At 69.3% G+C, this 23,496-nt stretch carries 23 protein-coding genes; 18 read left to right on the top strand and 5 right to left on the bottom strand.

Annotated features, from left to right (window positions below; translation table 11 throughout):
- Nucleotides 1-15: 15 nt before the first annotated feature.
- The 3 genes from AC3EF3_RS04745 to AC3EF3_RS04755 are packed head-to-tail and all read left to right on the top strand — an operon-like array spanning nt 16 to nt 2,873.
- A complete protein-coding gene (locus AC3EF3_RS04745; RefSeq protein WP_488531003.1) occupies nt 16-1,377 on the top strand; it encodes an aspartate aminotransferase family protein in 1,362 nt (453 codons plus the stop codon).
- A gap of 31 nt (nt 1,378-1,408) precedes the next feature.
- Nucleotides 1,409-2,302: an amino acid ABC transporter substrate-binding protein gene (locus tag AC3EF3_RS04750; RefSeq protein WP_488531004.1), complete on the top strand. Its 894-nt coding sequence runs from the start codon at nt 1,409-1,411 to the stop codon at nt 2,300-2,302.
- Nucleotides 2,303-2,309: 7 nt separating this feature from the next.
- The gene (locus tag AC3EF3_RS04755) at nt 2,310-2,873 is read left to right on the top strand and encodes a carboxymuconolactone decarboxylase family protein (protein WP_488531005.1); all 564 of its coding nucleotides are present in this window, start codon (nt 2,310-2,312) and stop codon (nt 2,871-2,873) included.
- Here AC3EF3_RS04755 and AC3EF3_RS04760 read toward each other — a convergent pair whose 3' ends face one another.
- Nucleotides 2,874-3,950: a helix-turn-helix domain-containing protein gene (locus tag AC3EF3_RS04760; RefSeq protein ID WP_488533736.1), complete on the bottom strand. Its 1,077-nt coding sequence runs from the start codon at nt 3,948-3,950 to the stop codon at nt 2,874-2,876. It lies immediately after the preceding gene.
- Between the two features lie 151 nt (nt 3,951-4,101).
- Between AC3EF3_RS04760 and AC3EF3_RS04765 the strand changes: the two genes are divergently transcribed.
- The 14 genes from AC3EF3_RS04765 to AC3EF3_RS04830 all read left to right on the top strand — a co-directional run bounded on the left by AC3EF3_RS04765 (nt 4,102) and on the right by AC3EF3_RS04830 (nt 19,122).
- Nucleotides 4,102-4,575 carry a (2Fe-2S)-binding protein gene (locus AC3EF3_RS04765; protein ID WP_488531006.1) on the top strand — a complete coding sequence of 158 codons (474 nt, stop codon included), beginning with the start codon at nt 4,102-4,104 and terminating at the stop codon, nt 4,573-4,575.
- Nucleotides 4,576-4,588: 13 nt separating this feature from the next.
- Nucleotides 4,589-6,967, top strand: coding sequence for a xanthine dehydrogenase family protein molybdopterin-binding subunit (locus AC3EF3_RS04770; RefSeq protein WP_488531007.1), 2,379 nt, complete (start codon nt 4,589-4,591; stop codon nt 6,965-6,967).
- 21 nt (nt 6,968-6,988) lie between these two features.
- Nucleotides 6,989-7,783, top strand: a complete 795-nt coding sequence (locus AC3EF3_RS04775) for an FAD binding domain-containing protein (RefSeq protein WP_488531008.1) — start codon at nt 6,989-6,991, stop codon at nt 7,781-7,783.
- Complete coding sequence (locus AC3EF3_RS04780) at nt 7,783-8,679, top strand: AAA family ATPase (protein WP_488531009.1); 897 nt, start codon at nt 7,783-7,785, stop codon at nt 8,677-8,679. Before AC3EF3_RS04775 ends, AC3EF3_RS04780 begins: the two co-directional genes overlap by 1 nt.
- Nucleotides 8,676-9,866, top strand: a complete 1,191-nt coding sequence (locus AC3EF3_RS04785; protein ID WP_488531010.1) for a vWA domain-containing protein — start codon at nt 8,676-8,678, stop codon at nt 9,864-9,866. Before AC3EF3_RS04780 ends, AC3EF3_RS04785 begins: the two co-directional genes overlap by 4 nt.
- Nucleotides 9,867-9,879: 13 nt before the next feature.
- Entirely contained in the window at nt 9,880-10,458 is a 579-nt protein-coding gene (locus AC3EF3_RS04790; RefSeq protein ID WP_488531011.1) for an SRPBCC family protein, read from the top strand.
- A gap of 15 nt (nt 10,459-10,473) precedes the next feature.
- A complete protein-coding gene (locus AC3EF3_RS04795; RefSeq protein WP_488531012.1) occupies nt 10,474-11,472 on the top strand; it encodes a tripartite tricarboxylate transporter substrate binding protein in 999 nt (332 codons plus the stop codon).
- The gene (locus AC3EF3_RS04800; protein ID WP_488531013.1) at nt 11,469-12,203 is read left to right on the top strand and encodes an ABC transporter ATP-binding protein; all 735 of its coding nucleotides are present in this window, start codon (nt 11,469-11,471) and stop codon (nt 12,201-12,203) included. The genes AC3EF3_RS04795 and AC3EF3_RS04800 overlap by 4 nt, the downstream gene beginning before the upstream one ends.
- Complete coding sequence (locus AC3EF3_RS04805) at nt 12,203-13,171, top strand: PQQ-dependent catabolism-associated beta-propeller protein (protein ID WP_488531014.1); 969 nt, start codon at nt 12,203-12,205, stop codon at nt 13,169-13,171. The genes AC3EF3_RS04800 and AC3EF3_RS04805 overlap by 1 nt, the downstream gene beginning before the upstream one ends.
- On the top strand, nt 13,171-14,349 hold the full coding sequence (locus AC3EF3_RS04810) for a type 1 periplasmic-binding domain-containing protein (RefSeq protein WP_488531015.1): 1,179 nt from the start codon (nt 13,171-13,173) through the stop codon (nt 14,347-14,349). The genes AC3EF3_RS04805 and AC3EF3_RS04810 overlap by 1 nt, the downstream gene beginning before the upstream one ends.
- On the top strand, nt 14,346-15,152 hold the full coding sequence (locus AC3EF3_RS04815; protein ID WP_488531016.1) for an ABC transporter permease: 807 nt from the start codon (nt 14,346-14,348) through the stop codon (nt 15,150-15,152). The genes AC3EF3_RS04810 and AC3EF3_RS04815 overlap by 4 nt, the downstream gene beginning before the upstream one ends.
- Nucleotides 15,153-15,283: 131 nt before the next feature.
- On the top strand, nt 15,284-17,407 hold the full coding sequence (locus AC3EF3_RS04820) for a TonB-dependent receptor family protein (protein ID WP_488533737.1): 2,124 nt from the start codon (nt 15,284-15,286) through the stop codon (nt 17,405-17,407).
- A 17-nt stretch (nt 17,408-17,424) separates the two neighbouring features.
- The gene (locus AC3EF3_RS04825) at nt 17,425-18,474 is read left to right on the top strand and encodes an XdhC family protein (RefSeq protein WP_488531017.1); all 1,050 of its coding nucleotides are present in this window, start codon (nt 17,425-17,427) and stop codon (nt 18,472-18,474) included.
- A 30-nt stretch (nt 18,475-18,504) separates the two neighbouring features.
- Nucleotides 18,505-19,122, top strand: coding sequence for a thioredoxin fold domain-containing protein (locus AC3EF3_RS04830; protein ID WP_488531018.1), 618 nt, complete (start codon nt 18,505-18,507; stop codon nt 19,120-19,122).
- A gap of 9 nt (nt 19,123-19,131) precedes the next feature.
- Here AC3EF3_RS04830 and AC3EF3_RS04835 read toward each other — a convergent pair whose 3' ends face one another.
- Genes AC3EF3_RS04835 through AC3EF3_RS04850 form a run of 4 tightly spaced genes read right to left on the bottom strand, consistent with a single transcriptional unit; the run spans nt 19,132 to nt 21,837 of the window.
- Nucleotides 19,132-19,926 carry an SDR family NAD(P)-dependent oxidoreductase gene (locus AC3EF3_RS04835; protein WP_488531019.1) on the bottom strand — a complete coding sequence of 265 codons (795 nt, stop codon included), beginning with the start codon at nt 19,924-19,926 and terminating at the stop codon, nt 19,132-19,134.
- Entirely contained in the window at nt 19,923-20,561 is a 639-nt protein-coding gene (locus AC3EF3_RS04840) for a 2-dehydro-3-deoxy-6-phosphogalactonate aldolase (protein WP_488531020.1), read from the bottom strand. Before AC3EF3_RS04840 ends, AC3EF3_RS04835 begins: the two co-directional genes overlap by 4 nt.
- Nucleotides 20,558-21,448 (bottom strand): 2-dehydro-3-deoxygalactonokinase, encoded by an 891-nt coding sequence (locus tag AC3EF3_RS04845; protein WP_488531021.1) that lies wholly within the window; start codon nt 21,446-21,448, stop codon nt 20,558-20,560. Before AC3EF3_RS04845 ends, AC3EF3_RS04840 begins: the two co-directional genes overlap by 4 nt.
- A complete protein-coding gene (locus AC3EF3_RS04850) occupies nt 21,448-21,837 on the bottom strand; it encodes a RidA family protein (RefSeq protein WP_488531022.1) in 390 nt (129 codons plus the stop codon). The genes AC3EF3_RS04845 and AC3EF3_RS04850 overlap by 1 nt, the downstream gene beginning before the upstream one ends.
- A gap of 116 nt (nt 21,838-21,953) precedes the next feature.
- Between AC3EF3_RS04850 and AC3EF3_RS04855 the strand changes: the two genes are divergently transcribed.
- Complete coding sequence (locus AC3EF3_RS04855; RefSeq protein ID WP_488531023.1) at nt 21,954-23,489, top strand: ABC transporter substrate-binding protein; 1,536 nt, start codon at nt 21,954-21,956, stop codon at nt 23,487-23,489.
- Nucleotides 23,490-23,496 lie beyond the last annotated feature (7 nt).

The following is a 23,496-nucleotide window of genomic DNA, read 5'->3' on the forward strand; positions in this document are numbered from 1 at the left end:
GCACAGTAAGTACATATGTCCCACGCGTCCCATGTGTTCCACCGCCACCTGCGCCAGGTTCCCCCGGTCGCCGTGGGTGCGCGCGGCATGTTCATCCGCGGCGCCGATGGCCGCGACTACCTGGATGCCAGCGGCGGTGCGGCCGTGTCCTGCCTGGGGCATGCGCACCCCGACGTGCTCGCCGCCATGCACGCGCAGATCGACAAGCTCGCCTATGCGCACACCAGCTTCTTCACGACCGAGGTCGCGGAAGAACTGGCCGACGACCTGATCGCCCATGCGCCGCCCGGTTTCAGCCACGCCTATTTCGTGAGCGGCGGATCCGAAGCGATGGAAGCCGCCCTGAAGATGGCGCGCCAGTACTTCGTGGAGACGGGGCAGCCGCAGCGGACCCACTTCATCGCCCGCCGCCAGAGCTATCACGGCAATACGCTCGGCGCGCTGGCCGTCGGCGGCAACGCGTGGCGGCGCGCGCCCTTCGCGCCGATCCTGATCGATGCCACGCACGTGTCGCCTTGCTATCCGTACCGCGAGATGCGGCCGGGCGAGACGCCGGAGCAGTACGGCCAGCGACTGGCCGACGAACTCGAGACCGCCATCCTGTCGGTCGGCAAGGACCGCGTCATCGCGTTCGTCGCCGAGACCGTGGGCGGCGCAACCGCCGGCGTGCTGACGCCCGTGCCCGGCTACTTCCGCGCGGTGAAGCGCGTGTGCGACCGCTACGGCGTCCTGCTGATCCTCGACGAGGTGATGTGCGGGATGGGCCGCACCGGCTCGCTCTATGCCTTCGAGCAGTTCGGCGTGGTCCCGGACCTGGTGGCGATCGCCAAGGGCCTGGGCGGCGGCTACCAGCCGGTGGGCGCCGTGCTCGCGCAACAGCGCATCGTCGAGGCGATGACCGAAGGCAGCGGCTTCTTCCAGCATGGCCACACCTACCTGGGCCACCCCGTGGCCTGCGCGGCCGCGCTGGCCGTGCAACGCGTGATCCGGCGCGACAAGCTGCTCGAACGCGTGCGCGCCAACGAAACCCTGTTCGCCGGCATGTTGCAGGAAGCGCTCGGCGACCTGCCCCACGTGGGGGACATCCGCGGGCGCGGCTACTTCTGGGGCATCGAACTCGTCGCCGAGCGCGCCACCAAGCGCCCCTTCGATCCGGCGCTGCGCGTGCATGCGGTGGTGAGGGCGGCCGCCATGCAGGCCGGGTTGCTGTGCTATCCCTTCGGCGGAACCGTCGATGGCCGCTCGGGCGATCACGTGCTTCTCGCGCCGCCTTTCATCGCCACCGCTCCCCAATTGCAGGACATCGCCACCCGTCTCCGGCGCGCGGTGTCGGCCGCCACGCAGTCCGTCCACGCGCTCGATACCGCGAGCGCCTGACGTTCCACGTCGTTCCACCTTGGAGGAGACCATGCACATCCACCGCCTGCTCGCGGCTTTCCTGGCCGCTGCCGCCCTGTTCGGCCCGTCTGCGCGCGCCGAGGACGTCACTACCCTGCAGAAGATCAGGCAGACCGGGGCGATCACCATCGGCCATCGCGAAGCTTCCTTCGGCTTCTCGTACACCGAGGGTTCCTCGCCGCCCATGGGCTACAGCATCGACATCTGCAACAGGATCATCGAGGCGATCAAGACCGAGCTGAAGCTCACGAAGCTGGACGTGAATTACGTGTCGGTGACCTCGCAGAACCGCATTCCGCTGGTGGCCAACGGCACGGTGGACATCGAATGCGGCTCGACGACGAACCTGGTGGAACGCCAGAAGCAGGTCGCGTTCTCGCCGGACATCTTCCGCTACAACGTGCGCATGGCCGTCAAGGCGAACTCGGGCATCCGCAGCATCTCCGACCTGAACGGCAAGACCATCGTCACCACCGCCGGCACGACGTCCTACCGCCTGCTCAAGCAGCAGGAGAAGGGCCAGAGCATCGATGCGACGAACCTGAGCGGCAAGGACCACACGGACTCGTTCCTGATGCTCGACTCGGGCCGCGCCTCGGCCTTCGTGCTCGACGACATCCTGCTCGCCGGGCTGATTGCGAACTCCAGGAACCCGAAGGATTTCGCCATCGTCGGCGAGAGCCTGCGCACCGAGAACCAGTCGCTCATGTTCCGCAAGGACGATCCGCAGTTCAAGGCGCTGGTCGACCGCGTGGTCACCGGGATGATGAAGTCGGGCGAGATGGAAAGGCTCTACGACAAGTGGTTCATGTCGCCGATCCCGCCCAAGGGCATCAACATCAATTACCCGCTGAACGCCGACACGCGCGACGCCTTCGCCAACCCGTCGTCCAAGGGCATCTGAGGCGCGCGTGAATCCCGATCGCCTGCCGCCGATCCCGCCACAGTCGTGGACGCCCGAGCAGCGACGCGAGGCCCAGGCCATCATCGACGGTCCGCGCGGCGCGCTGATCGAGCCCTTCATCCCGCTGCTGCGCAGCCCCGAGCTGCTCGCGCACAGCCAGCGCATGGGCGAGTACCTGCGCTACCGCAGTGCGATCGGGCTGCGCCTGTCGGAACTCGCGATCCTCATCACGGCGAGGCACTGGGACCAGCAGGTCGAATGGGCGATCCACGCGCCGATCGCGGTGCGCGAAGGCATCGCCTCCGACACCGTCGCGAGTATCGCGCTCGGCGAGCGTCCGCCGTCGCTCGCCGCGGACGAGGCCATCGTGTTCGATTTCTGCACCGAGCTGCATCGCAGGAAGCAGGTGAGCGATGCGACCTGGTCGCGCGCGGTCGCCGCATTCGGCGAGCCGGGCACCGTGGACCTCATCGGAATCTGCGGGTATTACGCTTTCCTCGGCATGGTGATGAACGCCGCGCGGACGCCGCCGCCGGCATCGAAGATCGCGCCGCTGCCGGCACGCTCGTGATCAGTGCTTGCGCGCGAGCTTGCGGTACACCGTCGCCCGGCTGATACCCAGTGACTTCGCCGCGGCGGCGACGTTGCCGCGCGCATTCGCGACGGCCTGGCGGATCAGCGAGATCTCCACGTCGCGCAGCGCGACGGCTTCGCCATCGCCGCGCGCCACGGGCAGCACGGCGAGCCGCAGGCCGGACCACAGCGGCATTTCCACCGGTCGCGGCTGCGCCCGCGCCGCTTCGTCGAACAGCGGCTGCCAGCGGGTCGCGAACAGCTCGCTGCAATGCGGCCGCGAGCCCGGCGCACGCAGCGAGGGAATCAGCTCGCGCGCGCTCGAGTTGCTGCCCAGCACCCAGCCGTCCTCGTCGAGCACGAGCAAGCCGTCCTCGTCGCTGCCGAAGGGCCGGCCCGGCCAGTTCAGGCGCAGCAGCAGGCGGTGCGGCATGGCCAGGGCCAGCGCGTTCTCGATGCTGCGCGCGGCCTGGGCCGCCAGGTGCTTGAGCTCCGTGCGCTCGATGGCGTCGATGCCCGTGAGGTCGAGCATGCCGGCGCAACCGCCATCGGGCGCGAAGATCGGCGCGCCCGCGCAGCTGTAGCAACCCGTCTGCTCGAAGAAATGCTCGCCGCGGTGCAGCCACACGGGGTGCAGTTCGGACAGCGCCGCGCCGATGGCCGTCGTGCCCACGGAGCGTTCCGACAGGTCCACGCCGACGCGCGTGATCAGCTGGGCGCGGCGATCGCGCCTGTCGATCGGCCCGTGCGCATCGACCACCACACCGGCTTCGTTGGTGAGGATCGCGAAGTAGCCGGTGCTCGCGAGTGCGCGCGAGAGGCGCTCGAGTACCGGCCGCGCGGCGCCGAGGAAGACGTGATGGACTTCGTGCAGGCGACGCAGCGCCTGCTCGGGCACTAGGTCGAAGGCGACCTCCTGGTCGGGCGCGAGGTCCTGCTCCAGGCAGCGCCGCCACGATTGCTCGATCCACGCGCCGTCCCATTGCGGCGCGACGGCAGCTCTTCCTTCGCGCAGCACGGCCGTGCGCACGCGTGCGATCTGCGCGAGTCGGGCCTGGCTGTCGGTCGCAAGCATGGTCACGGCGGTGAGTGTGCGGCAGAGCTCGCGCACCCTGTTGTTCCATTTTGAGAATTTCGCAACCGCGGGACAAGGACCTAGGGTTTCGCCTAGGGTTTGCACCAAGGCCCGGTTCAACAATGGCCGCCCGGCAACCCAAGGAGACACCATGCTTGTCCAGTTCAAGATCAACGGCAAGCAGGCGAGCGTCGACGTCGCACCGAACACGCTGCTGGTGCAGGCGTTGCGCGAGGACCTGCGCCTCACCGGCACGCACGTGGGATGCGACACCGCGCAATGCGGCGCCTGCACGGTGCTCATCAATGGACGCGCCGTGAAGTCGTGCAACACGCTGGCCGCGCAGCACCCGGGCGCGGAGATCACCACCATCGAAGGCATCGCTGCCGCCGACGGCACGCTGCACCCGATGCAGGCCGCCTTCAAGGAGTGCCACGGCCTGCAATGCGGCTTCTGCACGCCCGGCATGGTGATGAGCGCGCTGGACCTGTGCAAGCGCCAGCCCGACGCGAGCGAAGCGCAGATCCGCGAGCAGCTCGACGGCAACATCTGCCGCTGCACCGGCTACCAGAACATCGTCAAGGCGGTGCAGCAAGGGGCTGCCGCCATGAAGGCCACGGCCTGAAAGGGGACGCATCATGGGTGCATCCGATTTCGCGAAGCTGCCGCACATCGGCGAAGCCGTGCGGCGTGTCGAGGACGCGCGCTTCCTCACCGGCGCCGGCCAGTACACCGACGACATCAACCTGCCCAACCAGCGCTACGCCGTGTTCGTCCGTTCGCCGCACGCGCACGCGAAGATCCGCTCGGTCGATACGAAGCGTGCTTCGGGCATGCCCGGCGTGGCGCGCGTCTTCACCGGCGCGGACATGCAAGGCAAGGTCAACGGCCTGCCCTGCGGCTGGCTGATCACCAGCACCGACGGCCAGCCGATGAAGGAGCCGCCGCATCCGGTGCTCGCGCAGGACAAGGTGCGCTACGTCGGCGATCACGTCGCGATGGTGGTGGCCGACACGCTCCAGCAGGCACGCGATGCGGCCGAGGCGGTGGAGGTCGATTACGACGTGCTGCCGGCGGTGGTGGACGTGCGTGACGCGGCCCAGGGCAAGGGCCCGGCGCTGCACGACGCCGCGCCCGACAACCGCTGCTACAAGTGGGCCATCGGCGACAAGGCGCAGGTCGATGCCGTGTTCGCCGGTGCCGCGCACGTCACCCGGATCGAGATCACGAACAACCGGCTGATCCCGAACGCCATGGAGCCGCGCGCCGCGATCGGCGCCTACAACCGTGCGAGCGACGAGTACACGCTGTACGTCGCCAACCAGAACCCGCACGTCGAGCGCCTGCTGATGACGGCCTTCGTGCTCGGCCTGCCGGAGCACAAGGTGCGCGTGATCGCGCCCGACGTGGGCGGCGGCTTCGGCTCGAAGATATTCCTGTACGCCGAGGACGTGGCGCTCACGTGGGCCGCGAAGCAGCTCAATTGCGCGATCAAGTGGACGGCCGACCGCAGCGAGGCTTTCCTGTCCGACGCGCACGGCCGCGACCACGCGACCGCGGCCGAGATGGCGATGGACGCGACGGGCAAGTTCCTCGCGCTGCGCGTGCATACCGACGCGAACCTCGGCGCCTACCTGTCGACCTTCTCCACCGCGGTGCCGACGATCCTGTATGCGACGCTGCTTGCGGGCCAGTACACGACGCCCCAGATCCACGTGGAGGTGGACGCGTGGTTCACCAACACCGCGCCGGTCGATGCGTACCGCGGCGCAGGTCGTCCCGAAGCGACGTACCTGCTCGAGCGCCTGGTCACGCGCTGCGCGTGGGAGCTGGGCGTCGGCCAGGACGAGATCCGGCGGCGCAACTTCATCACCCAGTTCCCGTACCAGACGCCGGTGGCGCTGCAGTACGACACGGGTGATTACGTGGCAACGATGGAGAAGGCCAAGCAGCTGGCCGACGTCGCCGGATTCGAGGCACGCAAGAAGGCGACCGAAGCCAAGGGCCTGAAGCGCGGCATCGGCTACTCGAGTTACATCGAGGCCTGCGGCATCGCGCCGTCGAACATCGCCGGTGCACTCGGTGCGCGGGCCGGCCTGTTCGAATGCGGCGAGATCCGCGTGCACCCGACCGGCAGCGTGACGGTGTTCACCGGCTCGCACAGCCATGGCCAGGGCCACGAGACCACGTTCGCGCAGGTCGTCGCGGCGCGGCTGGGCATCCCGATCGAGAACGTCTCGGTGGTGCACGGCGACACCGGGCGGGTGCCCTTCGGCATGGGCACTTACGGCTCGCGCTCGATCAGCGTGGGCGGTGCGGCCATCATGAAGGCGCTGGACAAGATCGAGGCCAAGGCCAAGAAGATCGCGGCGCACCTGATGGAAGCGGGCGCGAACGACATCGAGTTCAGCAACGGCGAGTTCCGTGTCGTCGGCACGGACAAGAAGATCCCGTTCGCGCAGGTGGCGCTGACGGCCTACGTGCCGCACAACTACCCGCTCGACAAGCTGGAGCCCGGCCTGAACGAAACCGCTTTCTACGACCCGACGAACTTCACCTTCCCGGCCGGCACCTACATCTGCGAGACGGAGGTCGATCCCGCCACGGGCGTGGTGCGCATCGACCGCTTCACCGCGGTGGACGACTTCGGCACCATCATCAACCCGCTGATCGTCGAGGGCCAGGTGCACGGCGGGCTGGTGCAGGGCATCGGCCAGGCGCTGCTGGAGAACTGCGTGTACGACAAGGAGAGCGGGCAGCTGCTCAGCGGCTCGTACATGGACTACGCCATGCCGCGCGCCGACGACATCCCCAGCTTCAAGCTCGACACGGTGTGCACGCCGTGCACGCACAACCCGCTGGGCACCAAGGGCTGCGGCGAGGCGGGCGCGATCGGCTCGCCCCCGGCGGTGATCAACTCCGTGCTGGACGCCTTGCGACCGCTCGGCGTGAAGGACCTCGACATGCCGGCTTCGCCCGCGCGCGTGTGGGAAGCCATCCAGGCGGCGCACGCCTGACCCGAACGAAGGAGACCCACCATGTATGCATTCACCTTCGAACGTCCTTCCACCGTGGCCGACGCCACGAAGCTCGCCGGCAAGGCCAACGTCAAGCTGCTGGCGGGCGGGCAGTCGCTGGTCGCGTCGCTGAAGCTGCGGCTGGCCAACCCCGACCAGCTGATCGACCTCGGCGCGATCCCCGACCTTGCAGGCATCGCGCGCGAGGGCAACGGCCTGAAGATAGGCGCGATGACGCGGCATGCCGACGTCGCGTCCAGTGCCGACGTCAAGGCGCAGATCCCGGCCCTGGCCGAGCTCGCGGGCGGCATCGGCGACCGCCAGGTGCGTGCCATGGGCACGCTCGGCGGCTCGATCGCCAACAACGACCCGGCGGCCGATTACCCCGCGGCGGTGCTCGCGCTCAACGCGACCGTGAACACCACCAGCCGCAAGATCGCGGCCGACGACTTCTTCCAGGGCCTCTTCACGACGGCGCTGCAGGAGGGCGAGCTGATCACCAGCGTGACCTTCCCGGCGCCGAAGCGCGCGGCCTACATGAAATTCAAGCACCCGGCGTCGCGCTTCGCGCTGATCGGCGTCTTCGTCGCGGACACCGGCAGCGGCGTGCGCGTCGCGGTGACGGGCGGCGGCAACGGCGTGTACCGGCACACCGGGCTGGAGCAGGCGCTGACGAAGAGCTTCACGCCGGAATCGGCCGCTTCGGTGAAGATCGACGCGGCCGAACTGGCGAGTGACATCCACGCCAGCGCCGCCTACCGCGCCAACCTGGTGAGCGTGATGGCGCAGCGGGCGGTGGCGAAAGCACTGGGGTAGTGATCGACACCATCGACGCCCTCGAATCCGCGCTAGCGCAGGCGGGCTACTTCGCCGACCGGCGCCTGGCCACGGCCGTGTTTCTCGCGCTGAAGCTGCAGCGGCCGCTGCTGCTCGAAGGCGAGCCGGGCGTGGGCAAGACCGAGCTCGCGAAGGCCCTGGCCGTGGCCTTGCCGCGCGAGCTGATCCGCCTGCAGTGCTACGACGGCCTCGAGCAACGCGAGGCGCTCTATGAATGGAACTACGCCGCGCAGCTGCTGCACATGCGCGCGGTGGAGGGCAAGGAAGCCGCGGACCAGATGGAGCGCGAGGTCTACCAGGAGCGCTACCTGATCCGCCGTCCGCTGCTGCAGGCGCTGCAGGCGCCGGCACCCGGGGCGGTGCTGCTGATCGACGAAGTGGATCGCGCCGACGAGCCCTTCGAGGCCTTCCTGCTCGAATACCTGGGCGAGTACCAGGTGAGCATCCCCGAGATCGGCACGGTGCGCGCGAACGTGTTGCCCGTGACGATCCTCACCAGCAATCGCACACGCGAACTCAACGATGCGGTGAAGCGCCGCTGCGTGTACCACTGGGTCGATTACCCCGACCGCGAGCGCGAACTCGCGATCGTGCGCGCCCGCGTGCCGCAGGCGGGCGAGGAGCTGTCGCAGCAGGTGGCGCGCTTCGTCGAGCGACTGCGCAGCCAGCCGTTCGCCAACGCGTTCCAGCGCGCGCCGGGCATCGCCGAAAGCGTCGAATGGGCGCGTGCGCTCGTCGCACTCGATACGCTGCAGCTCGACCCGGAGATCGTCACCGGCACGGCGGGGATTCTTTTCAAGCAGCGCGACGATGTCGCCGCACTCACGCAGGAGCTGGCGTCGGAGTTGCTCAAGCCGGAGGAGGAATCCACGTGAGCGCCACCCCGCTCGGCGACGCGCGGGCCGGCAAGCTCGCCGACAACCTGACGGCCTTCGGGCGCGCGCTGCGCCGCGCCGGCGTGCCCGTGGACAGCTCGCGCATCGTGCTGGCGCAGCAGGCGGTGCGGCTCGTGGGCGTCGAGCGCAAGCTGGACCTGGGCGCGGCGCTCGAGACCGTGATGATCGGGCGCGAGCAGGACCGCGCGGTCTTCCGCGAAATGTTCGACGCGTTCTTTCGCGACCCGGAAGTGGCGAACAAACTGCTCGCGCAGATGCTGCCCTCCACCGAGGGCCGCGCGCAGAAGACACGCCGCCCGCGCGTGGCGCAGGCCTTGTCGACGCCACGTCCGCCGGCGGGGAAGAAGGCGTCCGACGAGCGGGAGGTGCGACTCGACGCCGCGATGAGCGCGAGCGAATCCGAGCGGCTGCGCCATGCGGACTTCAATGCGCTGTCGGGCGAGGAGTACGCGCTGGTCGAGCGGCTGGCGCGCGAGGTCCCGCTGGCGACGCCGCGCATCGCCGCGCGCCGCACCCGGGCGGGCGCGCGCGGCGCCCGTGCCCACTGGGCCGGCACCCTGCGCCGCGCGGTGCGCACGGGCGGCGAGCTGATGATGTTGCATCGGCTCGAGCGCACGAAACAGGAATTGCCCCTGCTCGTGCTGGTGGACGTCTCGGGTTCGATGGAACGCTACGCACGCTTGCTGCTCGCCTTCCTTCACGCGGCCACGCGCGGCGCGCGCCGGCGTGACGTGTTCGCCTTCGGCACGCACCTGACGAACCTCACGCCGGTCTTCCGCGCGGCGGACACCGACGCGATGCTGGCCGCCGCATCGCAGGCGATCGACGACTTCGCGGGCGGCACGCGACTGGGCGAGTCGCTGGCGCAGTTGCGCACGAAGTTCAGCAAGCGGTTCGTCGGCGGCCGCACGCTGGTGCTGCTCGTGAGCGACGGGCTCGACACGGGCGAACCGGCCGCGCTCCAGGAAGAGCTCGCCTGGCTCAAACGCCACTGCCGCCGGCTGATGTGGCTCAATCCGCTCCTGCGTTACGACGGCTACGCGCCACTGGCCAGCGGCGCGGCGGTGCTGCATCGCGTCGCCGATCGCATGGTCGCCGTGCACAACCTCGAACGGCTCGAAGACCTGGCCGCGCAGCTCGCGGCCGTTACCGCCCTCCGGCACTGAAAAGGAAAAGAAGATGGAGATGCAAGGCACCCGCGAGCTCGCGGTCACGCAACAACAGGCCTGGGACGCGCTGCTGGACCCGCAGGTGCTCAAGGCCTGCATCCCCGGCTGCGAGCGCATGGAGACGACCGGCCCGAACCAGTACACCGCCGCGCTCGCACTGCGCATCGGCCCGGTGGCCGCGAAGTTCAACGGCAAGGTGGCGCTCGCGGACGTGAATCCGCCCCAAAGCTGCACGATCTCCTTCGACGGCCAGGGCGGCGCCGCGGGCTTCGGCAAGGGCAGCGCGAAAGTGAGGCTCACGCCCAAAGGCGCCGGCTGCGAGCTCGCCTACGATGCCAGCGCGCAGGTGGGCGGCAAGATCGCGCAGGTCGGCCAGCGCCTGATCGACGGCGTCGCGCGTTCGATGGCCGAGGATTTCTTCAAGCGCTTCGACGGCGAGATGCAGCGCCGCCATCCCGAGGCCTATGCGGCCGCGGCCGGGGCTGCCGCGACAGCGCAGCCCGTCGAGGAGAAGCGCGCGCTGCCCGTGTGGGCGTGGGTCGTGTTCGCGCTCATCGTCATCGTCGCGCTGGTGATGCTGGCGCGCTGAACGCAAGGGACGCACGTGGACACGCCGCGCGCCGCCAACCTCCAGCGGCGCCGGCTATTGGCGGCGGCGTGCGCGGCCCTGGCACCCGCGCTGGGCCGCGCGCAGCCGCCGGGTCCTTATCCCTCGCGGCCCATCATGCTGCTCGTGCCCTGGCCCGCGGGCGGGCAGACCGACATCACGATGCGCATCCTCGCCGAGCTCGCGTCGCGCCAGCTCGGCCAGCCGATGATCATCGAGAACCGGCCCGGCGCGGCCGGCACGATGGTCGGCCCGGCGATGCATGCGGCCCCACCCGACGGCTACCTGGTCGCGCAACTGCCGATCACGCTGTATCGCGCGCCGCTGCTGCGCAAGGTCAATTGGGACCCGCTGCGCGACATTCAGCCGGTGATCCAGATTTCGGGCGTCACCTTCGGCATCGTGGTGCCGGCCGACAGCCCGTTCCAGGGCTTCGGCGACCTCGTCGCCTGGGGCCGCGACAACCCGGGCCGGCTCAGCGTGGGCTCCACCGGCATCGGCAGCACGGCACATCTCGCGATGGAGGACGTCCTGTCGCGCGAAGGCGTGCGCTACCTGCACATCCCGTACAAGGGCACGGCCGACCAGATGCTCGCGGTGGCGGGCCACACCCTGATGGTGGGCGTGAACTCCACGGGTTTCGCGCCGTACGTGGAGAGCGGGAAGCTCCGCTTGCTGGCGGTGTTCAATGCGCAGCGCAGCAAGCGCTGGCCCAACGTGCCCACGCTGCGCGAGCTGGGCCACCCGCAGGCCGTGTACACCTCGCCCTACGGCATCGGCGTGCCGGCGGGCACCGACGCGGCGATCGTGCGGCGCCTGCACGACGCGTTCAAGGTCGCCATGTTCGATCCCTTGCACCTGCAGGAGATCGCCAAGTACGACCAGGACCCGGCCTACCTCGACACGGCCGACTACACCCGCTTCATCCTGGAGGTGGTCAAACGCGAGCGCCAGCTCCTCGCGCGCCTGGGCCTGTTGCCCACGAAAGCCGAATGACGATGACGCCCGTGCTCGCCTGCACCGACGTCACCAAGCGCTACGGGCGGGTGCAGGCGCTGGACAGCGTGTCCTTGCAGGTGCAGCCCGGCGAGATGGTCGCGCTGCTCGGGCCGAATGGTGCGGGCAAGACGACGCTGTTCCAGCTGCTCACGGGACTGTTCGTGGCCGACGGCGGCTCGGTGAACGTCCTGGGCGCCGACATGCGGCGCGAACCCGTGGCCGCACTGGCACGCCTGGGCGTGGTGTTCCAGCAGCCGGCGCTGGACCTGAACCTGGGCGTGCGCGCGAGCCTGCGCTTCCACACCGATTTGCACGGCATCCCGGGGCACGTGGCGGATGAGCGGATTGCCGCGATGCTTGCGCAGTTCGGCCTCGCGGACATCGCCGGCCGCATCGCGCGCGAGCTGTCCGGCGGCAACCGTCGCAAGGTGGAGTTGATTCGGGCGCTGCTGCACGAGCCGCGCCTGCTGCTGATGGACGAAGCGACAGTGGGGCTCGATCCGGCCTCGCGCGCGCAACTGCTGGCCGAGGTGCTGCGCTCGCGCGAGGAGCGGGGCATCGGCGTGCTGTGGGCCACGCACCTGGTCGACGAGGCCGAGCGCGCGCAGCGCGTCGTCGTGCTGCATCGGGGCCGCGTCCGCTTCGACGGCACGCCCGGGGAGCTGCGCCGCGCCCACGGGGCCCAGACGCTGGAAAGCGCCTTCCTTCAACTCACCGGAGCTGCCTGATGCGAGCGAGATCGCGAGTCCTGGTTGTGATCGGCGCCACGCTGGCGGCCGCGGCAATGGCGCGCGACACCGGCCGCGTGTTCGTCTCGGCCGAGAAGGACAACGCGATGGCGGTGATCGACGCTGCGCGCATGGAAGTGACCGGCGTCGTCTCGCTGTGCCGGCGTCCGCGCCACATGCAGCTCGCGCCCGACCGCCAGCGCCTGCTGGTCGCATGCAGCGACGACCATCGCGTGCTGGTGTGGGACATCGCCAGCGGCAAGCCCGTGGAGAAGCTCGACGTCGGCGAGGACCCGGAGATGTTCGACCTCGCCCCCGACGGCCGGATGCTGTACGCGTCGAACGAGGAGGATTCGTCGCTCACCGCTTTCGACCTGTCCACCCACAAGAAGGCGTTCGCGGTCAAGGTGGGCGGCGAGCCGGAGGGCGTGAAGGTCTCCGCCGACGGCAAGACCGTGTACGCCACCTCCGAAGTCGCGAGCCTGGTGCACGTGATCGACGTTGCCTCGCAGAAGGTGGTCAAGAACATCCCCGTGGGCAAGCGGCCGCGGCGGTTCCTGCTCGCGGGCGGGGAGCTGTGGGTGAGCAGCGAACTGGATGCGAGCGCGTCGGTCATCTCGACCGCCGATCACAGCGTGAAGGCGACGGTGCGGTTCCTGCCACCCGGCATGCGGCCGGAAGACGTGACGCCGGTGGGCATGGCCTTGTCGCCCGACGGCAAGACGGCGTATGTGGGCCTGGGCCGCGCGAACCACGTGGCGGTGGTGGACGTGTCCACGAAGCAGGTGCGCGGCTACGTGCTCGTGGGCAAGCGCGCCTGGGGACTGGCACTGTCGCGCGACGGGCAACGCCTGTACGTGGCCAATGGCCTGTCGGACGACCTGACCATCATCGACACGACGACCCTGAAAGCGGTGAAGACGCTGCGGGTGGGGCGCGTGCCGCACAGCGTGGTGGTGGACGACTGATGAAGCGCCGCGCGTTGCTGATGTTCGCCGCACTGAGTGCGGCCGGCAGCAGCCGGGCCCAAGGCCGCGAATTCGTGCTGGGCTGGATCAGCCAGGCGGATGACGAACGCTACGCCGCATCGGCCTTGCAGGCGGCCTATCCGGATGCGCCCGGCGGTCGCGCGCAAGTCGCGGCGCAGCTCGCGCTGGACGACAGCGCCTTCACGCTGCAAGGCGCCGGCTGGCCCGCAGGCCGCCTCGTGGCGATCGAAGCGCCCGATGCGGCCGGCGTAGCCGCCGCGCTCGACAAGCTGCTGAAGCAGGGCGTGCGCTACGTCGTGCTGGAATTACCTGCGGCCGGCGTCACCGCGGCCGCGACCGCCGCGCGCGGCAAGGACGTGCTGCTGTTCAACACCGCCGCGCCGGAAGACGCGCTGCGTGCCGCGCAATGCGCCTCGAACCTGCTGCACACCTTGCCCAGCCACGCCATGCAGACCGACGCGCTCGCGCAACTGCTCGCCGTGCGCAAGTGGGCGCGGCCGCTGGTGCTGGTGGGGCCGCTGCCGGCCGACCGCCTGCTGGAAGCGGCGTGGCAGCGCAGCGCCAAGCGCTTCGGCATCAAGCCGGTGGCGCAAAAGGCCTTCAAGCTCTCGGCCGACCCGCGCGAGCGCGACCTGGGCAACGTGCGCCTGCTCACGGCGGAACGCGACTACGACGCGGTGGTCGTGCTCGATGCGCACGGCGAGTTCGCGCGCGAGCTGCCTTACCGGCCCGTGCTGCCGCGCCCCGTGCTGGGCAGCAACGGCCTGACCGCGCAGGCCTGGAGCGCGTTCTACGAGCGGCACGGCGCGCCGCAACTGACGCACCGCTTCGCCAAGCGAGCGGGGCGCACCATGGGCAGCTACGACTGGGCGGCGTGGATGGCGGCACGCGCGGCGATCGAAGTGGCGGCTGTCAACCCGCGCGCCACGGCGGCGCAGCAACTGCAGGCGCTCAAGCATGGCGCGCTGGCCTTCGACGGCTACAAGGGCCAGCGCCTGTCGTTTCGCGCGTGGGACGGGCAGTTGCGCCAGCCGCTGCTGCTCGCGCACGGCAACGGCGTGTCCGAGATCGCGCCACTGGACGGTTTCCTGCATCCGCGCAGCACGCTGGACACGCTGGGCTTCGACGCGCCCGAATCGGGGTGCAAACCGTCATGAAGCCGGCCCACGCCCTGCGCGCACTGAAAGCCGTCGCCGGGCGCGAGCTGCGCAGCTTCGTCCGGCAGCCGGGGCGGCTGATGTCGGCGCTCGTGCGGCCGCTCCTGTGGTTCCTCGTGTTCGCCGCCGGCTTCCAGAACGTGTTCGGGGTGGCGATCACGCCGCCGTACGAGACGTACATCGAATACAAGGTCTATCTCGTGCCTGGCCTCCTGGGCATGGTGGCGCTCTTCAACGGGATGCAGAGTTCGCTCGCGATGGTGTACGACCGCGAGATGGGCGTGATGCGCCTGCTGCTCACCGCGCCGCTGCCGCGCTGGTGGATCCTGGCCTGCAAGCTCGCGGGTGGCGCCGTGCTGTCGCTCGCGCAGATGCTCGCCTTCCTGCTGGCGGCGTGGATCTTCGGCGTGGAGCTGAAGGTCGCTGACGTGCTGCTCGCGCTGCCGGTGTTCCTGCTCGCCGCATTGATGCTCGGCGCGCTGGGCCTGCTGCTGTCGGTGTACGTGCGCCAGCTCGAGAACTTCGCCGGCACCATGAACTTCGTGATCTTCCCGATGTTCTTCCTCAGCACGGCGCTCTATCCGCTGTGGAAGCTGCGGGAGTCGGGCGCCTGGATCGTGCACGACATCGCGCGCTTCAACCCGTTCACGCACGCCGTGGAAGCGATGCGCTTCGCGATCTACGGCCAGTGGCAGACCGTGAGCCTGGCCGTGGTGGCCGGCTGCCTGCTGGTGTTTTTCGCCGCCGCGCTGTGGGGCTACGACCCGCAGCGCGGCACCGCGCGGCGCGGTGGGCCGCCATGAACAACGCGCGGACCTTGCGTGCACGTCTCCGGTGGAGCCCGTCTGTCGGAGCGCGACCTGCGCAAGCTCAAATCGCGGTACAAGGACAAATGGCGCGACACGGCACTGACCACCATCCAGCCGTGACGGCGATGAGGCGGCTCGCGCTGCTCGCCGCGGCGGCCTGCTCGGCACCGCCTGCCGGCGCACAGGACGCCGACCCGCAGCAGGTCACGCTTCCGCCCGTCACCGTGGTGCTCACGCCGGCGCAGGGGATCGCCCAGCGGGCGTTCGACGCGCCGGCATCGGTCGACGTGATCGACGGCGCCACCTTGCGCAACGCGCAGCTGCAGGTGAACCTGTCGGAGTCGCTGGTGCGCGTGCCCGGGGTCGTCGCGCTCAACCGGCAGAACTACGCGCAGGACCTGCAGATCTCCTCGCGCGGCTTCGGCGCGCGCTCCACCTTCGGCGTGCGCGGGCTGCGCCTGTTCGTCGATGGCATCCCGGCCACGGCGCCGGACGGGCAGGGCCAGGTCTCGCACATCGACCTGGCGTCGGCGCAACGCATCGAGGTGTTGCGCGGGCCGTTCTCCGTGCTCTACGGCAACGCCTCGGGCGGCGTGATCAGCGTCACCACGGCGGATGGCGGCCCGGAGAACGTCGCCGAAGCCGGCGTCGCATTCGGCAGTGACGACGTGCGCCGCGTGAACGCGCGCGTGAGCGGCGAGCAGGGCGCCTTCCAGTACAACGTGAGCGCGATGCGCTTCGAGACCGACGGCTGGCGCGATCACAGCGCGGCGCAGCGAACCGGCTTCAACGGCAAGTTCCGCTACCGCTTCTCGGAAGACACGCGGCTCACGGTGCTCCTCAACGGCGTGTCCATGCCGCACGTGCAGGACCCATTGGGGCTCACGCATGCGGAGACGCAGGCCAACCCGCGGCAGGCGAGCCCGGCGGCCTTGCAGTTCAACACGCGCAAGTCCGTCGACCAGGTGCAGGCGGGCGCGGTGCTGGAGCAGCGGATCAGCGCCGTGAATTCGCTGAAGCTGGCCACGTGGACGGGCACGCGCAGCACCGAGCAGTTCCAGGCGATCCCGGTCGCCACCCAGGCGCCGGCCACGCACCCCGGTGGCGTCATCGACCTGGACCGGGACGACCGGGGCCTGGACGCCCAGTGGGTCGCGAAGATGCGGCTGCTGGATCACGCGTTCACGGTCACCGGCGGCCTGGCAGCCGACGAGCTGAAAGAGCATCGCCGCGGCTTCCAGAACTTCGTGGGCAGCACGCTGGGCGTGACGGGCGCGCTCAGGCGCGACGAGGATAACCGCGTGCGCAGCTTCGACCAGTACCTGCACGCGCTGTGGTTCACCGGGCCCGTCAGCCTGAGCGCGGGCCTGCGGCATTCGCAGGTGCGGTTCCGCTCGGACGACAGGTACCTCGCGAACGGCAACGACAGCGGCTCGGTGCAATACGGCGCGACCACGCCCGCCTTCGGCGCCGTCCTGCATGCGAGCGACACGCTCAACTTCTACGCGGCCTACGGGCGCGGCTTCGAGACGCCCACCTTCAACGAGCTGTCGTACCGGCCCAGCGGCACGCCCGGCCTGAACTTCGACCTGCGCAGCGCGCACAGCCGCCAATGGGAAGTGGGCGTGAAAGCCCAGCCGCTGCCCGGCTGGCAGGCGAATGCGGCCGTGTTCGAGGCGCGCACGCTTGACGAGCTCGTCGTGCTGAGCAACACGGGCGGGCGCAGCACGTTCCAGAACGCCGGCAAGACCGACCGCAAGGGCGCCGAAGCGTCGCTGTCGGGCCGCTTCGGGGCCGGCTGGTCGGCGGCCGCGATCCTCACCTGGCTCGATGCGAGCTATGCCTCCAGCTTCAAGACCTGCGCGGCGGCGCCTTGCGTCGCGCCCACGGCCGTGGTGCCGGCCGGCAGCCGCATCCCCGGGATCCCGCGCACCAGCGCGTTTGCCGAGCTTGCCTGGCAGCACCGGCCCTGGGGGCTGGAAACCGCGCTGGAGTGGCGCTATACCGGGCGCATGTATGTCGACGACCGCAACACCGATTTCGCGCCCGCGGCCGGCGTGTTCGGCGCCCGGCTGTCGCTGTCGCAGGCCGGGGCCGGATGGACCGTGCGGGAATTCGTGCGGGTCGACAATGTGGCGGACAGGCGCTACGTCGGCTCGGTGATCGTCAATGAGGGCAACCGCCGCTTCTTCGAGCCGGCACCGGGGCGCACGTGGCTCGTCGGCGTGAATGCCAGCCGCACATTCTGATTGCAAGGACGCTCGAGATGGAGAACCTGGACGTGATGGTGCTGCGCACGTTGCGCGACTGGCGCACGGCGGGCAAGCGCGCGCTGCTGGCCACCGTGGTGCGCACCTGGGGTTCGTCGCCGCGGCCCATCGGCTCCATCATGGCGTTGGCCGAGGACGGTGCGGTGGTCGGCTCGGTGTCGGGCGGCTGCATCGAGGACGACCTGATCTACCGCTTCACGCAGGCCTATTCGGGCAAGGAACCGGGCCACCGGATCCCGAGCGGTCCGCCCGGCTTCGTCAAATACGGCGTGACGGCCGACGAGGCGCACCGCTTCGGCCTGCCCTGCGGCGGCACGCTCGAGCTGCTGCTGGAATATGACCCCGACGCGGGCCAGCTCGCGCAGCTGGTCGCCGCGCTCGAAGCGGGCCGGTTGATGCGACGCGTGACGCGCATCGCGGACGGTAGCGTCACGCTCGAGGAAGCGGGCACGCCCCAGGAGCTCGAGATCGACGAAACGCACCTGGCGAACACCTTCGGCCCCGAATACCGCATGCTCCTGATCGGCGCCGGCCAGCTCACCGAATACCTCGCGACGATGGCGCTGTTCAGCGGCTTTGCGGTGACCGTGTGCGATCCGCGCGAGGAATACCGCGGCGCGTGGAGCGTGGCCGGCGCGAAGGTGCTGGCCGACATGCCCGACGACGTGGTGACGGCCTTCAAGGCCGATCGTCGCAGCTGCGTGGTCGCGCTCACGCACGACCCCAAGCTCGACGACCTGGCGCTGCTCGAGGCGCTGAAGACGGATGCGTTCTACGTGGGCGCGATCGGCAGCCGCCGCAACAATGCGGCCCGCCACGAGCGCATGCGCGAGCACTTCGGGCTGGGCGAAGCCGACCTGAAGCGGCTGCGCGGGCCCATCGGCATCTACGTCGGAAGCAAGACGCCGCCCGAAATCGCCGTCAGCATCATGGCCGAGATCATCGCGGTGAAGAACGGCGTCACGCTGCCTCGCGACATGGAAGTGGCGCAGGCCAAGAACCAGCGCAGCCTGGTGGCCGGACCAGCGGGCGTCTGCGCCACCTGAGCGGCCGTCGACCTTTGGTATCGTTGCGGGATGAACAAGACCCCGCTCCTCGCCGCCGCCGTGCTGGCCGCGGCTGCCCTCGTTTCCGCGTGCAGCAAGGAAGAAGCCGCGCCGGCCCCCGGGAACGCACCTGCCGGCTCCGCCGCGCCGCAGGCGGGCGCCCAGGGCGTCTCCATCGAGGCGATCCAGTCGCAAGCCCAGGGCTTCACGGTCGGCTCGACGATGAGCGTGCGCACGGTGTACATCTTCTTCGACGCGCAGTGCCCCCACTGCAGCGCGCTGTGGTACTCGGCCAAGCCGCTCAAGTCGCAGGCCAAGTTCGTGTGGATCCCCATCCGGCTGCTCAACGACAACAGCGAAGCCCAGGGGGCGGCGATCCTCGCGGCGAAGGACCCCGCCGCGACGATGGACGAACACGAAGCCTCGATGATGGACCACAAGGGCGGGATCAAGCCGGAAGGCGACATCGCCGCGCAGCGCGCCGCCATCAAGAAGAACACCGAGCTGTTCAACAAGTTCGCCTTCAACTCGGTGCCTTCCATCGTCACGAAGAATGCCCAGACCGGCGCGGTGGTGACCCACGAGGGGGCGCTGCCCACACCCGAGCTCGCCGCGTTCCTGGGCGTGCAGGCCCCCGCGCAACAGTGATCGCCCGGACTACACCGGCACGGTGTAGTTCAGCGTCATCCGCCCGCCGTCCACGTACACGATTTCGCCCGTGACATAGCTCGCGGCGTCGCTCGCGAGGTAAGCCACGCAGTCGGCGACCTCCGACGGCTCGCCCAGCCGCTTCATCGGCGTGCGGCTCATGATGCGGTGCTTGGCTTCCTCGCTGGTCAGCACGGCCCTGGCGGCGAGTTCGGTCGCGATCGTGCCGGGGGCCACCGCGTTCACGCGGATCCCCTTGTCCGCGAGCGCCAGCGCCATCACTCGCGTGAGCTGGTTGATGCCGCCCTTGCTGACGTTGTAGCTCGCGATGTTCGGGATCGCGAGCACGCCGTTGACCGAACTCATGTTGACGATCGCGCCGCCGCCTTGCTGGGCCATCACGCGTGCCGCGGCCTGCCCCATGAGGAAAGCGCCTTTCAGGTTCACACGCAGCACCGCGTCGAAGTCGTCCTCGGTGATGTCCAGGAAATCCGCCGCCTTGAAGATGCCCGCGTTGTTCACGAGCACGTCGATGCGGCCATGGGCCTTGAGCGTCGCGGCGATGACGGCGTCGACGTCGGCCTTGTCGCCCACGTCGCAATGCACGTAGCTGCCGCCCAGCTCCTTCGCGAGCGCTTTGCCACGCGCATCGTCGACATCGGCGATGACGACCGGTGCGCCTTCGCGCGCGAAGCGCCGCGCGCAGGCTTCGCCGATGCCTTGCGCGCCGCCGGTCACGATCGTCACGCGGCCCCGCAGGCCGAAGCTGATGGATGAGGAGGAGCCGTTCGCCGTCGTCGTCATGCGCGGATGGTACCCGCGCACGCCGACTTGAAATCGAGCGCGCTCTGCTTCACGGCCTGGGCACTCTTGCCCGGTGTGTACAGCGCCGAGCCGATGCCGAACCCGTTCGCACCTGCGGCAACATAGGCGCCCATGTTCGCCGCCGTGATGCCGCCGACCGGCAGCAGCAGCGTCGATGCGGGCAGCACGGCGCGCATCGCCTTCACGGCGGCCGGCGGGATCATTTCGGCGGGGAAGAGCTTGAGGCCGCTCGCGCCCGCCTCGAGCGCGGCGAATGCCTCGGTCGGCGTGAAGACGCCCGGCAGGCAAGTCATACCGAGGTCCACCGCCGTGCGCACGACCTCGGCGTTGAAATTCGGTGCCACGACCAGTTTGCCTCCCGCCTTGTGCACGTCGTGGACCTGCTCAGGACGCAGCACGGTGCCCGCACCGATCAGCTGATGGGGGAAGGCGGCCGTGAGTGCGGCGATGCTCGCGAGCGGCTGCGGCGAATTGAGCGGCACCTCGATCATGTGCCAGCCCGCATCCGCCAGCGCCTGGCCGACATCGAGCGCTTCATCGGGCGCGACGCCGCGCAGGATCGCGACGAGCGGCAGGCCGGCCATCGCCGCTTGCAGTCTTTCGAGGGGCATCATTTCGTCTCCAGCGTTTGCGCGATCGCATGCAATCCGAGCCACGTCGATTCCTGGCCGAGCGTGCGGAAGGGGACCTTCAGGTGCTCCAGCGCCACGGCGTAGCGGCGCGTGAGCTTGTCGGCGCCGACGAGCACGAGCGGCTCGCCCGAGGACGACAGGTCCTGCGACCGCAGTTCCTCGCCGATCAGCAGGCCCGACAGGTAGCTCGGCGCGGCGGCCTGGGGGATGCGATCGAACAGGGCGGTCGTGCGGACGCTGAACGCGGCGTGCAGCAGGTTGCCGGCGCGCGCCGCATGGTCGACGCCGCGCAGCAGCGCAGCCTCGTCGAGGACGCCGTCGTCGGCCGGCAGCGTGCGGGCGAAGATCGAATGCTGCCTGAGCACGGCGTAGAACTCGCCGGTCATGAAGGTGGCGAACGATTCGATGCGGCCGGACCGTGCACGCGCCCACTTGCAGTGCGTGCCGGGCATCACGATGCGCGCATCGCCGGTGCCCAGCAGCTTCAGGACGCCGAAGGCCTTGGTCTCTTCGCCGCGCATCACGTCGGGGGCGCCGTCGATCTCGCACGTGAGTCCCGGCACGATCGCGACGCGGCCCGGCTCGACCCACGTGAGCTGCGACGCGATCTCCGCCAGGCCTGCGGGACAGCGTGCATACGGCGCTTCCTTCCAGCCTTGCTGGCTGCCCGCCATGCCACAGACCAGGGCGAGCGCATCATCGGCCATCCAGTCGCCGCAGGCCTCGTGGAAGGCTTGCGGGAAGCCGCCCGGCGGCACCGTGAGGATGCCGCGCGGGAACTCGCGCTCCTCGATCGCACGCCCTTGCGCATCGAGCCGCGCGATGCGCAGCGACGACGTTCCCCAGTCGACCGCGACGATTCTCTTCATCAGCGCGGTTTATACGCCGTGACGTCGATCTCGACCTTGGCGTCGATCATCAGGCGCGATTCCACGGTCGAGCGGGCCGGCCGGTGGTCGCCGAAGCATTCCATGTAGACCCGGTTGAAGCTGCCGAAATCGCGCGCGTCGGCCAGCCAGACGTTGACCTTCGCCACGTCCGCCAGCGTGCAGCCCGCCAGCGCCAGCGCTTCCCTGACGCGCTCGAAGACGCGGCGGGTCTGGGCCTCGATCCCGCCGACGATCACCTGGCCCTGCTCATCCGTGGGCACCTGGCCCGAGACGAACACGAAGTCGCCGGCGCGGGTAGCCGGTGACAGGGGGCGGGCCTGGCGGTCCGAGGCCAGGGGGGACTGGCCGAGCATTTCCACGTGGGACATTGGCATTCCTCTTGCATGTAAGAGATTTACAGAGATCTTCGGGTTTTGCCGATTTGACGACCGATATCCCCGAAGACTACGATGGTGGATGTAATGTTATTACTCACGGAGCCGCTATGCAATTGATCAAGCCCATCCTGGCCGTGCTGGCGGCCTCGACCCTCGCACTGGGTTCGGTGCAGGCGGCGCCCGCCAAAGGTGGCGCGGCCAACCTGGCGATGATCGCCGAGCCGCAGGCGCTGGACCCGATGATCACCACGGCGGACCTCGTGGGCACGATCATGCAGCACGTCTACGAGCCGCTGTACACGTTCGATGCGAACTGGAACGTCGCGCCGATGCTGGCCGAGTCGCTGCCGACGGTGTCCAAGGACGGCCTCACGTACACGATCGCGTTGCGCAAGGGCGTGAAATTCCACAATGGGCGGGAGATGACCTCGGACGATGTGGTCGCCTCGCTGCAGCGCTGGATGGAGCTGTCGCCGCGCGGCAAGTCGGTGGGCAAGGAGGTCGCGTCGCTCGCGGCGAAAGGCCCGAACACGGTCGAGATCAAATTGAAGGCGATCTATGCGCCGCTGCTGGCGCAACTCGCGCTGCCGAGCGGCATGGCGGCGATCATGGCCAGGGAGAGCATCGCGCCCCAGTTGAAGGACTACATCGGCACGGGCCCGTACAAGTTCAAGGAGCGCAAGCCCGACCAGTACACGGTGCTGGTGCGCAACGAAGCGTATTCGCCCCGCAAGGAACCGGCGAGCGGCTACGCAGGCAAGCGTGAGGCGCTGCTGGACGAGCTGCGCTTCGTGCCCGTGCCCAACGCGAACACACGCGTCGAAGGCGCGCTCTCGGGCCAATTCCAGTACGCGGACCTGCTGCCGGTCGAGGCGATCGGCCGCGTCGAGAAGGCCGGACCTTCGGTGGTGCCGATCGTGACGAAGAACTTCGGCTTCCCGTACATCGTGTTCAACACGAAGGAAGGCGTGCTCACGTCGCAGCCCTTGCGCCGCGCGGTGCAGACGGCGGTGGGAGAGGGCGAACTGCTGGCCGCCGGCTTCGGCGACAACCGCTTCTTCGTCGTCGAGCCGAACTTCTTCCCGAAGGGCACGCCTTACTACTCGGCTTCGGGAAGCGACGCGTACAACGAGCGCAACCCGCAGCGCGCGAAGGAACTCGCGGCGAAGGCGGGCTACAACGGCCAGCCGATCCGCATCATGGCGAGCCGCCAGTACGAGTTCCACTACAACATGGCGCTGGTGATGGCCGAGCAACTGAAGAAGGCGGGCTTCAAGACCGACCTGCAGGTGGTCGACTGGTCCACGCTGGTCCAGCGCCGCAACGACCCGAAGCTGTGGGACGTGTACTTCACGCACTCGGGCCTGTTCCCCGAGCCGATGCTCTCGCCGCCGCAGCTCGGCGACGGTGCGCCCGGCTGGTGGGATTCGCCCGCGAAGAAGGCGGCGCTGTCGGCGTTCAACCAGGAAGCCAACATCGCCAAGCGCGGCCCGCTGTGGGGCAACGTGCAGAAGGTGGTCTACGACGAAGTGCCGTTCATCGAAGTCGGCAAGTTCAACAGCCTGTCCGCGCGCTCTGCGAAGCTCGAGGGCTACACGCCCGCGATCTGGCCGTTCTTCTGGAACACGGGCCTGGCGAAGTAGAGGCTGA

This window comes from Ramlibacter sp. GS1-15 (assembly GCF_057785015.1).